Annotated in this window: 11 protein-coding genes; 4 read left to right on the top strand and 7 right to left on the bottom strand. The window is 39.7% G+C overall.

The window, feature by feature from the left end; translation table 11 throughout:
- Position 1: 1 nt before the first annotated feature.
- Positions 2 to 892 (top strand): helix-turn-helix domain-containing protein, encoded by an 891-nt coding sequence (locus B2O97_RS23505; RefSeq protein WP_070569648.1) that lies wholly within the window; start codon positions 2 to 4, stop codon positions 890 to 892.
- Here B2O97_RS23505 and B2O97_RS23510 read toward each other — a convergent pair.
- The 6 genes from B2O97_RS23510 to B2O97_RS23535 form a co-directional block, all read right to left on the bottom strand.
- On the bottom strand, positions 875 to 1,582 hold the full coding sequence (locus B2O97_RS23510; protein WP_070569646.1) for an HAD family hydrolase: 708 nt from the start codon (positions 1,580 to 1,582) through the stop codon (positions 875 to 877). The two genes, B2O97_RS23505 and B2O97_RS23510, sit on opposite strands and share 18 nt — an antisense overlap.
- Before the next feature lies 1 nt (position 1,583).
- A complete protein-coding gene (locus B2O97_RS23515) occupies positions 1,584 to 2,573 on the bottom strand; it encodes a lysylphosphatidylglycerol synthase transmembrane domain-containing protein (protein ID WP_070569644.1) in 990 nt (329 codons plus the stop codon).
- A complete protein-coding gene (locus tag B2O97_RS23520) occupies positions 2,566 to 3,516 on the bottom strand; it encodes a CDP-alcohol phosphatidyltransferase family protein (protein WP_070569641.1) in 951 nt (316 codons plus the stop codon). Before B2O97_RS23520 ends, B2O97_RS23515 begins: the two co-directional genes overlap by 8 nt.
- Positions 3,497 to 4,381 carry a hypothetical protein gene (locus tag B2O97_RS23525; RefSeq protein WP_231585333.1) on the bottom strand — a complete coding sequence of 295 codons (885 nt, stop codon included), beginning with the start codon at positions 4,379 to 4,381 and terminating at the stop codon, positions 3,497 to 3,499. Before B2O97_RS23525 ends, B2O97_RS23520 begins: the two co-directional genes overlap by 20 nt.
- A 13-nt stretch (positions 4,382 to 4,394) precedes the next feature.
- A complete protein-coding gene (locus B2O97_RS23530) occupies positions 4,395 to 5,120 on the bottom strand; it encodes a nucleotidyltransferase family protein (RefSeq protein ID WP_236560164.1) in 726 nt (241 codons plus the stop codon).
- 167 nt (positions 5,121 to 5,287) lie between these two features.
- Positions 5,288 to 6,616 carry an inositol-3-phosphate synthase gene (locus tag B2O97_RS23535; protein WP_070569637.1) on the bottom strand — a complete coding sequence of 443 codons (1,329 nt, stop codon included), beginning with the start codon at positions 6,614 to 6,616 and terminating at the stop codon, positions 5,288 to 5,290.
- A 637-nt stretch (positions 6,617 to 7,253) separates the two neighbouring features.
- On the opposite strand from B2O97_RS23535, the gene B2O97_RS23540 reads away from it, so the two are divergent.
- Positions 7,254 to 9,113, top strand: coding sequence for a CocE/NonD family hydrolase (locus B2O97_RS23540; protein ID WP_070569635.1), 1,860 nt, complete (start codon positions 7,254 to 7,256; stop codon positions 9,111 to 9,113).
- 84 nt (positions 9,114 to 9,197) lie between these two features.
- Here B2O97_RS23540 and B2O97_RS23545 read toward each other — a convergent pair whose 3' ends face one another.
- Positions 9,198 to 10,409 carry a CynX/NimT family MFS transporter gene (locus B2O97_RS23545; protein WP_201303505.1) on the bottom strand — a complete coding sequence of 404 codons (1,212 nt, stop codon included), beginning with the start codon at positions 10,407 to 10,409 and terminating at the stop codon, positions 9,198 to 9,200.
- Between the two features lie 104 nt (positions 10,410 to 10,513).
- On the opposite strand from B2O97_RS23545, the gene B2O97_RS23550 reads away from it, so the two are divergent.
- Together B2O97_RS23550 and B2O97_RS23555 are read left to right on the top strand one after the other, a co-directional pair.
- Positions 10,514 to 11,308 (top strand): AraC family transcriptional regulator, encoded by a 795-nt coding sequence (locus B2O97_RS23550; protein ID WP_070569631.1) that lies wholly within the window; start codon positions 10,514 to 10,516, stop codon positions 11,306 to 11,308.
- A gap of 417 nt (positions 11,309 to 11,725) precedes the next feature.
- The gene (locus B2O97_RS23555; RefSeq protein WP_070569629.1) at positions 11,726 to 13,048 is read left to right on the top strand and encodes an NYN domain-containing protein; all 1,323 of its coding nucleotides are present in this window, start codon (positions 11,726 to 11,728) and stop codon (positions 13,046 to 13,048) included.
- The last annotated feature ends 97 nt before the right edge of the window (positions 13,049 to 13,145 follow it).

Here is a 13,145-nt window from a genome sequence, read left to right on the forward strand (position 1 = left end):
CATGTCTGTAAAGGAAACTCCCATCAAAAACAAGGGTTTTTATGTCTTTCATTTTAAGGGCAACAAATCGAAACCTGTCTTTAGTTCCGAGCAGCAGCAGATTTTAACAAAAGGTGACCTCTATTCGCTCTGTTTAATAAAAAAAGGTGAGACTTCCTTCATGATTAATAATGAACGGGTACAAGTTGCGCAAAATCACCTATTGTTAACCAATCCATCCTCCCGAGTGAATGGCTCTTCGGTCGTCAAATCTTGGGATTGTGAGGTATATTTGATTTTCTTTACGCTGGATTTTAGCTTCAAACTGGATTTTCAAGAAGATTTCTTCGAGGTCACCAAAAAATCTCTTGCCTTAAGTGACAGTTACATCTGGTCGCTATCGAACCAAGATTCGATCAACTTATCTAACTTATTTAAACAGTTTATTCATTACGACCGACAAGACTCTAGCTACCTTTTCAAACATCAGATTATTAAGTCATTAACAGAAATATTATTTTGTGAAATAGCCCGTCTAGGAAGCCAAAATATGCGAAATACACCCGCTATTCCCTCCCGGAAAAGAGAGATTCTGGCCAATTTCCATTTGCTATTAAAAAAGTCGTTTCATAAAGAACACATGGTGCAATTTTATGCGATGGAACTCGGCATCACAGCGAAACATCTATCCGTAATTACCAAGGAACTAACTGGAAAATCAGCAATAGAACTTATTCAGAACGTTTTAGTGGAGGAAGCAAAATCATTACTTTGCCAGGGGCTTCCCATCGGAGAAATTGCAGTGAAATTACATTTCTCGGATCAATCTTTTTTTGGTAAATTCTTTAAGCGAAATGTTGGAATCTCGCCTAAAGAATTTCGTCAGAATCTCTACTTAAACAAAGTCGATTAAATCGAAGATGCTTGTAAATTGCTGGTCTGCAGCTCCAGTATCCTGCAATTTATCCTCGCCCCAAGTCTGCCCTTTCAACCATAAGGTTTGGCAGCCAACCGCTTTGGCAGGTACCATATCTTTACTATAGGAATCACCCACCACCAATACCTCTTGTGCAGGAAGTCCTATTTTAGTTACACCTAAGGCATAAATGGCAGGATCAGGTTTGCGCACACCGACGACAGCCGACTCCACAACTTCCTGAAAATAAGATAGAATCCCAAAATCATCAAGGACCGATTTTAAATTACCATAAAAATTGGAAACCATGACAATCGGATATTTTTCATGGAGTGAATTTAACAGTGGTTTTACCTCTTCAACCGTATTCTTCGCCAATGAATAACCGTCAAAGGCTATTCTATGCGCTAATGATCGGTCTAAGTCGTACCCTGCAGCAATAAGATAATCAAATTGCACATTGAGCTTTGCTTCAAGCACTTCCAAAAAATTAAACTGCGGTTTAATAATAGGTTGTAAAGCCATCTGACGTTCCGCGTAGGTATAGGCCTCCTGAAAAGCGTTCAAATTTACGGGAACCTGATATTTTTCATAACCCGACCAGATAACAGCTCCCCAGTGGCCGCCATTGGTGTCTAAGGTTCCACCATAATCAAAAATAATTCCTTTAATATTAAACTTATCCATGTTATTTCCTTTTTACTAAACTCATCCACCCCAAACCGATCATAATCCACACAATTTCCCTAATTCGTGTCACAACACCCATAAAAATACCGACTTTCGCAGGCAATCCTATACTCATTACGGCCATTGCCAATCCACCTTCCCGGGTTCCCAACTGCATTGGAAAGAAAAAAACAAGATTGGCAAATAGGGAAGATCCTGAGCTAATGATCATAGCATCAATAAAATCAATATTGATATCTAAAGCCAAACCAATAAAATAAATCTCAAAACAGCCTACAACGCGTGCTACAAATTCCCAAAAAAGCGCCGTATAGAAACGATCACGACGATTTTGAAAGAGGTTTTTCACCTGTTGATCGACGTCATTCAAAGTTTCATATTTCGTATCCAGTACATCACCCACTTTCTTGCCTACCAAAGGCAGTTTAGACAAGGCTTTCAATAGTGAAACGGTAATTCCCTTCTTATAAAATTTTGTAAATAGCCAAGTACAGATGATAGCCATTACAAAAATCGCAGCACAGGCCACATTGACCATCGTGCTAGCAGGCACAAACCAAAGAATTAGAAAAACAGAAGCGACCCAAAATAAAATATGCGATAGGATGTGCATGACACCGTATAACAGCACAGATGAACCTGCCTTCGAACCACCGACATAGTTTTTAAGCTCCATAATACGATAAGGCTCCCCTCCTAACGCAACAAATGGTGTTATATAATTGATGGCATACCCCGATATTGTCAATTGTAAGACCTTCCAAAAAGGGACGTTTGTCTGTGGCAATTCCGGTTCCTGAATAATTGCCTTAAATGCCATAGCATTCATCCAGTAGAGTACTGCCCAGCTACCAAGTACAGGCAGAAACCACCAGCCAATATTTTCAAGGTTGTTCCAAATCTCATCAATTCCCATTGCATGAATCATATAGGCCAGTGTACCTATACCGATCAGCATAAAGAGCACTTTATAGATTTTGCTACCCATAGGTTGGATCATTTGTTAATTTATCAACAAAATAGCCACTTACCTTTTCTTGTCGGTTACACATATAGATCAATATCGGATTTAGGACAAACATGTCAAAGAAAAAGTAAATCCAAGGTTGGCCGATAAACAACCAAACAAATAGGAAAATCACCCTTGTATTGAACTGTACAATATTTGTATACTTCATCAATGGTTTATTTTGAGTTCTAAAGTCGACCATTAATTGTTTTGGCAATTCGTCTTTATAGCGACTTTTCACTAGGCGCAGTAGCTTTTGCAGTTTTGGCGAAAGCTTTTCCTGGTTTCGTGTATAGCCCATATAGCCATTTAACACAAATTTGCTGAAAAAATTCTTGCGCCAGGACAAGGCATCGTAGTCAACTTTCAAATCACGTGTATTGTCCAGCTCACTTCCAGCTTTACCTTTAATAAAATACAAATGCACGTTACGATAATAATCAGCCATTGCTGACTGAAGCATATGCGATACACCTGCAAGCACACAAAATACCCATAGCCATTGTGGCCACCCCTCGTTAATACTGCGTAAACAGATCGCAATATGAATAGAAGCAAACCAAAAATCGCCAGCAAAACCATCCAAGATACGACCAAAGCGACTTTTATTGTCCGTCATTCTGGCCAGCTGTCCATCGGCACTATCTAGAGAATTGGCAAAAACCAATAAAAGCATGCCGATCACATTAATCCATAACGCCGGGTAATAGAATAAAATACCCGCCGCAACGCCAAAGAAAATACTAATAATGGTTACAGCGTTGGGTGTAATACCAATTTTTGCACAGACTTGCGCAATGCGATAACCTATAGGTCGATAAAACCAAATATCAATTCGTTCCTCGGTATCATTAGATTTTAAAGATTGTTCGAATGCACTCAAATTATCTTCTTCGATTACATTAACTTGTTCTTTCTGCATTGTGGTTCTTTTCAGTAAATTTATGGTAAACCATTTGAGCAATGGCCTCTGCAGCCTCTGCCCGACAAGGCGCAAAACTTGGCCAGTCATTTAAGTCAATAATATGGAAGTCTCCATTTGCATCAATAATCACGTCGCCGCCGTAGATATGTACATCCAGGACTTCTGCCGCACGATTGGCGACTTCTTTTAGTTTGTCGAGATCAAAAGGAAAGTGTACGACCTCATCATTAATTTGTTCATACAAATCATATTTGTGATGATTGTGTTCATAGGGGTAAAAATAAAAAAAGAAATCCGTTCCCCGCACCGCATAAAATTTTAGTAGGTCTCCGGCAAGATGTTCAGAAATCACCGCCTCTTTAATCCCGCGGAGCGCATATTCATTCAAGATATGTTGCGCTTCTTTCAGACTAGCGGCAAAAGTAACATCTTCTTTATGAATGGCGTGAAAGTCGCCACGTTTGATCCACACACCCTTTCCTTTCAGTTTCTCAAAAATAGATTGAATATCGGCAACCGTAGAGATCACGATACTTTTCGGATAAGGAACTCCACCTTCCAAAAGCTTAAGGGTCATATTTTTCCGAAAGCAATTTTCAATTCCAAATCCAGAATTCAAAACATTGACCCCATTATTTTGAAGAGATTGCAACTTTTTCACTAAAGTCTTTGTTCTCCCCATAGTCAGAATATTATCCTGCTTCACGGATGCTGAAGACAAAAATTCATCCTCGTTACAAAGCTCTACCGAGGCACCTTTTTCAGTCAGTTTTAAAACTACTTCATTGAATATGGCGGCATCATTCCCCACATGGTTGGGTGAAAAGCGATTTTTTCGAGTTACGCCTAAAATAGAAATCATATCGCTCATTTTACTAACTAACCTCCTCACTCAAAAATTGTTCTGCGACAACACGATCTTTTAAATGATCAATATCGACCACCTTTTCAAATACAAATGCTTCTACTTGTAAATCGTTTTCCAATAGAGCACGCTGAAAATTACGCATTCTGGAATTACCTGCTTCGACGGAGCTCAACGCACAGTCCATCGCCGCCTGACGAAAGCAGTAAATTCCCCCAGAAACGTACTTCGTTTTGGCGGTTGCCGTATCCAAAAAAGCTTCCACCCGAAGCTGCGAATTGGTGTTCACATAGAGCGGACTCTCATCGTCAACAAAAGGAGTTACAGCCATAAAAGCATCGGCCTGTTGATGTTGCTGAAATGCTTCTAAATAGGCATGAAATTCATGTGGCCTAAAAACCGTATCTGTTGTGGTCAGACAACAGGACGACCAATCGGGGTTGTTTTTGACAAGCAAGGCAAAACTATGCAATGAACTTGCAGTATCTTCCTCTATAAGCACAATAGGTAATTCAAACGTCGTTTTTTCCAAAAACAATTTCAGCTCCGGAGATTGTTTATTGATAATAACATGAACTCGTTGCGCTCCTTCTTTAACAAACATGCGAATCAATCGTTCAATTAATGGAACTCCATGTAATGGTAGCAAGGGTTTCGGTAAATTGAACCCCTCTTTTCGCAATCGAGAACCTTCTCCCGCTGCTATAATTGCAAATTCCATTTCTTCTAATTGCAAAATAAAATCATTTATAAAAAAGCAAAACCCCCGTCACTATCTCAGCGTTCGTAAGCGCAAAAGTCTACAGAGGGTTATATCACAAATCTTCAATACCGTAAAGATGTTGAAGAAAAAGGGGAAAAACTGTTTTTAGACAATTGTTTCCCCGCTCTTATTAAGTTAGCTTATTGAATACTATCGACTAGCTCCTGGTAATAATCCAGTCCTAAATGTGTGATTAAATCTTCACCCATAATGTGACGCAATGTATTTTGCAATTTCATCAATTGTTTGAAGATATCGTGTTCAGGAGGCAATCCTGGAGCTGTTTGAGGCGACTTCAAGTAGAATGACAACCACTCTTGAATACCCGACATGCCTGCACGTTGCGCCAAGTCAATAAACAAAGCCAAATCCAAGGCAACCGGTGCTGCTAAAATTGAATCGCGGCATAAGAAATTGATTTTAATCTGCATTTTGTAGCCCAACCAACCGAAAATATCGATGTTGTCCCAAGATTCTTTATTATCACCGTGTGGAGGATAATAGTTGATACGTACTTTATGGTAAAGGTCACCGTATAACTCAGGGTTCTTTTTCGCATCTAGAATTTCTTCCAATACCGATAATTTAGACACTTCTTTTGTTTTGAAATTTTCAGGATCATCCAATACTAATCCGTCACGGTTACCTAAGATATTCGTCGAAAACCAACCTTCAACACCCAAAGCTCTCGCTTGAAGACCAGGTGCCACAATTGTTTTCATCAATGTTTGACCTGTTTTAAAATCTTTACCTGCAATTGCTACACCATTTTCATGCGCCAACTCAACAATCGCTGGAACGTCACATGTTAAATTTGGTGCACCATTGACATACGGAGCGCCCTCTTTCAATGCCGCATAACAATAGATCATACTCGGTGGAATACGTTGATCATCATTATCTAACGCTTCCTCTAATTTAGCTAAGGTTGAAAAAGCTTCGTTTGTCTCAATATAACGCTCAGTAGATCCACACCATACCAAGACAATACGGTCTAATCCGTTTTTCTCTTTGAATTCACGAATATCACGTTGTACAGCATCTGCCAATTCACGGCGAGTTTTTTCAGATTTGATGTGCGTTCCGTCCAAATTTTTCACAAAATTACGGTCAAACACAGCTTTCATCGGTTGGATAGCCTCCAATTCAGCCTTAACAGCATCCAATTGACCTTGCTCCAATACCTGTGCTTTTGATGCAGCCTCATATACGTTATCTTCGTATACGTCCCAGCCACCAAAAACAACATCTTCCAGTTTTGCTAAAGGGACGAAATCTTTAATTAATGGATTTCTGTTCTCAGTGCGTTTACCCAGACGGATTCTGCTCAATTGAGAAACAGATCCGATTGGTTTTGAAAAACCTTTGTTTATAGATGCCACACCAGCGATTAATGTTGTAGCCACAGCACCTAATCCCGGAATAAGAATACCCAATTTTCCATTGGCATCTTTCACTTGTTGTCCCATATTAATTCTATATACTTAAATTGTTATTTAATTGATGTATTATGATAAAATAATTCTTAAAATTAGCTTAAAAAAACATATTTCATACCACCCCGCACTTAATTTATAAAATCGTGACAAATAGCGATACGAAGCCTATTCGAAACCTTAAGAAATAATCCGAAAATGAATTATTATTTAGTATTCTACTAGTCCATCTAACTGGAATTTAACGTTTTTAGCTAAAGTTGTTAACCCAAAAAACAATTGTCCTTAATTTTACTCAATATATCAAGATTCGAAAACTAATCCAAATTCAATCCAAAAAAAGTTTTTCTTTCTTAAAAATTGGTCAATTTTTCTTTTTCTATTTCCCATAAATATGACAATAAAATTGGAAAATGGTTTTAGTAGCACTAACTTTAGCCTAAAATCTAAATACAGGCAATGAGTCTATCGTTCAATTTATAAACCAACAGCATTTGACCTGCGCATTGTTATTGGATAAATGCTCTGCCAATCGGTAGCGCGATGACAAATTTAACGGTATCCCCTATAGCCTAAGGTGCATAAGAGTATCCATAACATTGCAACGAACGAAACCAAGTGTAAAGTAGAGTTTTACACCAAAGAATGTACTGAACAAATAATTATCTGAATGAAAAATACAATTTCGTGCCTAACTTTGGCGCTTTTAAGCGCAAGCCAGTTACATGCTCAAACCGCTGCCGACTCGGCTTATGTTAGAGATCATTATGAAAAGACCGAAGTAGCAATCCCCATGCGAGATGGGAAAAAATTATTTACTGCGATCTACAGTCCAAAAGACAAATCGAAGAAATATCCAGTTTTGCTCAATAGAACGCCCTACACGGTTTCTCCTTATGGACAAAACGAATACAAAAAAAGCCTGGGCAACTTTCCGACGATGATGCGTGAAGGCTATATTTTCGTCTACCAAGATGTGCGGGGAAAGTGGATGAGCGAAGGTGAATTTGAAGATGTACGTCCGACCACCTACAGCAAAGACAAAAAAGCCATCGATGAAAGTACAGATACCTATGATGCGCTTGAATGGCTACAGAAAAATCTCAAAAACTATAATGGCAAAGCCGGACTCTATGGGATCTCCTATCCAGGCTTCTATTCTACCGTTGGATTGGTCAAAACGCACCCGAGCTTGAAAGCGGTCTCCCCACAAGCTCCGGTAACAGACTGGTATATCGGCGATGACTTCCACCATAATGGCGTACTGTTTCTTCAGGATGCATTCACCTTCATGTCAACCTTTGGTGTCCCGCGTCCAAAACCCATCACCCCAGATCAATTCAAGAGCAAAATTCAGATTAAAGAAGCCGATAAATACAACTTCTTTTTAGAAGCCGGAACAGCACGGGAACTGAAGGAAAAGTATTTTGGTGACTCCGTACAGTTTTGGAATGACCTGTTTAAACATCCCGACTATGATGATTTTTGGAAGTCGCGTGTGATCACCAATTCTTTACAGGAGGTAAAACCAGCGGTGATGGTCGTCGGTGGTTTCTTTGACGCGGAAGATGCTTATGGAACATTTAAGACCTATCAATCGATTGAGGATAAAAGCAAAAAAAACAACTCGATTTTAGTCGCGGGACCTTGGTATCATGGCGGCTGGGTTCGTGCAGAGGGAAACTATTTAGGTGATATCCAATTTGAGAAAAAAACCAGCGTTACCTATCAGGAACAATTTGAACAGCCTTTTTTCAAATATTATCTAAAAGATGAAGGGAACTTCGCACCATCGGAAGCAAACATTTTTGTCTCTGGAAGCAATGAATGGAAACATTTCGAACAATGGCCACCCAAAAATGTAGAAACAAAAAAACTATACTTCCAACCTCAGGGGAAACTTGGATTTGACAAAGTTCAACGTACAGATTCTTGGGATGAATATGTCACTGACCCCAATAAACCGGTTCCGCACCAGGGTGGGCTAATCCAAAACCGAACGCGAGAGTATATGGTAGATGATCAGCGTTTCGCCGCTAGTCGCCCTGATGTCATGGTTTATCAAACGGAACCGTTGACAGAAGACCTGACTATAGTTGGCCCCATCAAAAATTTCCTTAAGGTTTCTTCAACAGGTACAGATGCAGATTATGTTGTCAAACTGATTGATGTTTACCCGAACGATGCAGCAAGTTATCAAGGAAAAACAATGGCTGGATACCAGATGATGGTACGTGGTGAGATCATGGCCGGGAAATACCGAAATGGTTTTGAAAAAGCGCAGGCCCTGACTCCAGGAATGGTCGAAAAGGTGAATTTTGAAATGCCAGATGTTGCGCATACGTTCAAAAAAGGACATCGCATTATGGTTCAGGTACAAAACTCCTGGTTTCCGCTGGCAGAACGAAATCCACAGGTGTTTTTAGCGCCTTATACAGCTACCAAAGCTGACTTCCGTAAAGCCACACAACGTATTTTTCACGATGTGAACAATGCCACGTACATCGAATTTTCTGTCCTCAAAGATTAACAGTTAAATTTGAATAATAGCGTTTAAGAGCGAATTGAATAAGGCTACATCAGCTAAACAGCTGAGCCTGATGTAGCCTTATCTTTAATCTTCCGCTACATACTTATCTTCCCCGGCCTTCCATCCTGCAAACAATAAAAGTACGATACTGCCCGCTAAAAAATAGAAGGAGTAATTCCAGGTAGCATCTATTTCGTGCAGCTTACCGAATACCGGCGGGCCAAAAGCTGCAATCAGATAACCAACAGACTGGGCCATGCCCGATATTTTAATCGCATTCGCCGTTGACCTCGCCCGCAGGGTAAAGAAAAGAATAGACAAACTGAAAGAAAGTCCATTGGAAAGTCCCAACAATATGGCGGCAACATAAATTCCCTGAAGTTTGTAATGCCAAAATATAAAGATACTTCCAAACATGCCTATCGCAACAGCCGCTGCCATTAGACGCTGATCCTTCATCCGATGTGCCAAAATAGGCCCAATAAACATTATGGGAATCATGGCAATTTGGATCAAAAAAAGCAACCAGCCCGTATCCTCCGCTGGCATACCATAATCGACCAATACTTTAGGTAACCAAGAAATCAAACTGTAGTAAATTAAGGACTGAATACCCATAAATAAGCTGATATACCAAGCTAATCTTGACCTAAAGATATGTCCGATTCCACTTGTCGCCGGTCTATTTTCAGTGATACCCTGTGCTTTCTTTCGGCTTAAAGCATCAAAGGAAACAATGATAAGGGATAACAAGGCTAAAATCACCCAAACCCCCAAGGAACCCTGCCACCCGAGACCAGTCCATTCGCCCAATCGTAAACTAAACCCCGAAGCAAAAGCTGCGGTCAGATTCATTGCTACGGCAAAAATGCCTGTCATCAGTCCAATCTGCTTTGGAAAATTTGTTTTTATATAACCGGGCGTAACGACATTGCCCACACAGATCCCAAGTCCGATTAAAAAAGACCCCACAAACAGCGTTGGCATATTGCCCCAAATCCGAAGCACAATTCCTACACTCAACGCCATTAAACCGAGTAATAAAAAACGGTGCATGCCCAGTTTATGTGAATATCGGCTCACTGCTACAGAACAGCTCGCAAACATAAAAAGAGGTATTGCCGTCAATAGACTGCTTTGAAAACTATTTAATTGCAAATCTTCACTGATTTGCCCCAGTACAGGGCCAACGGCTGTGATTGGCGACCGCAGATTGGTTGAGACTAAAACAACAACCAATATGGGTAACCAGGTCCAAGAGACAGCTGCGGATATTTTTATATTTTCTTTCATCATAAAACCACACTATACATGTAAATTAAGCTATACACGTAATGAATGCTTGCAAAGGTATGTATGGAATTTTAATTAAATTTGCCATTAATTTAATTTAAAACGACATGGATCAGACAAATCATACGTTGATAATTGAAGGCATCCAGAAATCAACCTATGTCTGGTTTGAAGAAAACTGGATACACGACGACGAGTTACACAGTCATCGGAAAGGTCAATTGATTTATGTTGAGCAGGGTTTTCAATACCTTACCGTTGCAGGAAAAATGTACCTACTCCCCCAAAATCACGTTGCTTGGATTCCTTCAGGTGCATTACATAAGACCAACTCCCACTCGGAACGCATTAAGCTTATAGTCCTTTTTTTTGATCCCCCACAATTTGACAGCTCACAAGAGCATTTGTTTTTCAATCAGGTACAGCTATTTTCGGCGCCTAAAGTATTACGGGAAATGATTTTATATACCGAAAAATGGTCAAAATTGAGAGAAGAAAATGAACAGGAAAGAGTTTTCCTCGGTGCTTTACTCCATGAACTCCCCTATTTCTGCTCACAATTACTCCACTTAGAAATTACCCTTCCGCATGAAAGCAGGCTTCAAACGGTCTTAAATCACCTACATGACCATTACACAGAAGCCATCACGTTAGACGAGATTGCCATGCTGTCCAATCTTTCGCTCCGAACTATTGAACGCCTTTTTAAAAAAGAAACCGGAATGACGCTTGCAAAATATCAGCAGCTCCTTCTCATTATCAAGAGTTTGGAGCTTTTGAGCACAAAACAATTCACCATCTCTCAAATTGCGTATAAAGTCGGTTATAAAAGCGTCCAAGCATTTACCAATAGCTTTTATGCGGTGATGAAATATAGACCTTCGCACTTCATGATGGACTAGTTTTGGCGTAGCTACAGGCGGTTTGTAGCTAAGCAGCTACAAAATTTAGGACGTTTAAAAAAAATAGTAACGAATATTTGCACAGGTGTAATATTTACACTATCTTTGTATCATCATAATTTAGGTTTATAATTGGTTATTTAAGGTTTTCATTCTCCCCGTTTGAAAACCTTTTTTTATTTATTTTCACCGTCCCTCAAATCATTTCGCTACTCCGCAAACGTAATAATTTCCCTTTTAGGCCCAAACAAAAGCAGCTGATCGCATGTTCTCAAAAAATAGCGTTCAAATTAATTCTCAAAAAATTCAAGATATTCTTTAACAATACTGTATTTTTAACGAATATATTCGGATGAGAAAGGTCACGCGAATAGAAAAGAGTTCAAATATTATATTGAAAAAATAATCTAAACATATATGGCAGAACATGGGGATTTGCAAATCGCAATACTAATCGATGCGGACAATGTATCTTATCGAAAGATCGAAGAGATTTTGAATGAAGTCAAAAGATATGGAATTCCGACCATCAAACGCATCTACGGAGACTGGACCAACCCATATGTTGAAAAATGGAAGGATAAACTCCTTACCCATGCAATTACCCCCATACAACAATACAGTTATACACAAGGCAAAAATTCTACTGACTCGGCATTAATTATTGATGCCATGGATATTCTGCATTCAGACCGAGTTGATGGGTTTTGTATTGTATCCAGCGACAGCGATTTCACCCGACTGGCTACACGTCTTCGAGAATCCGGTAAACTGGTCATCGGTATCGGCGAGAAAAAGACCCCCAAACCCTTTATTGCCTCCTGCGACAAGTTCATCTACGTCGAAATTTTTGAGAAAAATCAAAAGAAAGAAACGGTCGCAAAGAAAAAGCAACAAAATCAGCCCAAACCTGCTCCCGTTGACAATCCAACAAGTATTGCCGTATTGGACGAGGAGACTTTGGAACTTTTAAAGGACACGGTGGATGATACTGCAGATGAAAATGGCTGGGCATTCCTGGGTGAGATCGGAAGTCTTTTCAACAAAAGAAAGCCTGATTTTGATGCGCGCAACTATGGATACGACAAGATGTCTCATCTTTTCAAAGCTTACAAAGAAGATTTTGAAATTGAGGAACGAAACACCGACAAATCGCGCATAAAACACTATTACATCCGTAATATTATTAAACGGCCTTTAGCAATGGCCAGCCCAGCTACAGCAGTGGACACCGAGCACAAAACTCCTGCTACTCCTACTCCTTCCGTACCCTCTACAGAAACTACGGAAAAAACTGCAAATCAAAACACCAGAAAGAAAGGGCGGCAAGATAAGAAACGTCAGGATAAAACAAACTCTGAGCCGATACAAAACGAGGCTCCAAAAGTTCAGGAAATTCAGGAACAAAAAACAGAAACGCCCCCCCCTACAGCTGACACTCCGCCCACGAACATGTTGTTTCCTTCTGAAGGTAACAAGATCACTACAGATGACGTAAAAAAATCGCAAATACGGATCACGAAAGAATTTAAACCCCTATTCCCAACCAAATCCCAAAAATTAAGGATTATGATCAACGCTGGAGAATATGAATGTAATTTTACCTATCGCGGCAGAGGGTTTCATGTGCTTAAATTAGGAAAAGATGCGGCGACCAAACTTGGCCTTTCCGAGGGGATACAAATACAAATAGTCAGACTGAACGAAGTTAGCTTTAGCCTTCAAAATAAATCAGTTTAATATCATTCAGCGGAATTATCTTCTGTATCATACGATAATAGGACAACAATACATTGTCCTATTATCGTATTAAAGCCTTATGCAGGAGGTTTGTCGT

The sequence above is a fragment of the Sphingobacterium sp. UBA865 genome, assembly GCF_002295765.1.
Taxonomy (GTDB): domain Bacteria; phylum Bacteroidota; class Bacteroidia; order Sphingobacteriales; family Sphingobacteriaceae; genus Sphingobacterium; species Sphingobacterium multivorum.

Excerpts from the sequence above, each read along its gene's own strand:
- B2O97_RS23505 (WP_070569648.1), top strand. The coding sequence starts at position 2 with ATGTCTGTAAAGGAAACTCCCATCAAAAACAAGGGTTTTTATGTCTTT.
- B2O97_RS23510 (WP_070569646.1), bottom strand. The coding sequence starts at position 1,582 with ATGGATAAGTTTAATATTAAAGGAATTATTTTTGATTATGGTGGAACC.
- B2O97_RS23515 (WP_070569644.1), bottom strand. The coding sequence starts at position 2,573 with ATGGGTAGCAAAATCTATAAAGTGCTCTTTATGCTGATCGGTATAGGT.
- B2O97_RS23520 (WP_070569641.1), bottom strand. The coding sequence starts at position 3,516 with ATGCAGAAAGAACAAGTTAATGTAATCGAAGAAGATAATTTGAGTGCA.
- B2O97_RS23525 (WP_231585333.1), bottom strand. The coding sequence starts at position 4,381 with ATGATTTCTATTTTAGGCGTAACTCGAAAAAATCGCTTTTCACCCAAC.
- B2O97_RS23535 (WP_070569637.1), bottom strand. The coding sequence starts at position 6,616 with ATGGGACAACAAGTGAAAGATGCCAATGGAAAATTGGGTATTCTTATT.
- B2O97_RS23540 (WP_070569635.1), top strand. The coding sequence starts at position 7,254 with ATGAAAAATACAATTTCGTGCCTAACTTTGGCGCTTTTAAGCGCAAGC.
- B2O97_RS23545 (WP_201303505.1), bottom strand. The coding sequence starts at position 10,409 with ATGATGAAAGAAAATATAAAAATATCCGCAGCTGTCTCTTGGACCTGG.
- B2O97_RS23550 (WP_070569631.1), top strand. The coding sequence starts at position 10,514 with ATGGATCAGACAAATCATACGTTGATAATTGAAGGCATCCAGAAATCA.
- B2O97_RS23555 (WP_070569629.1), top strand. The coding sequence starts at position 11,726 with ATGGCAGAACATGGGGATTTGCAAATCGCAATACTAATCGATGCGGAC.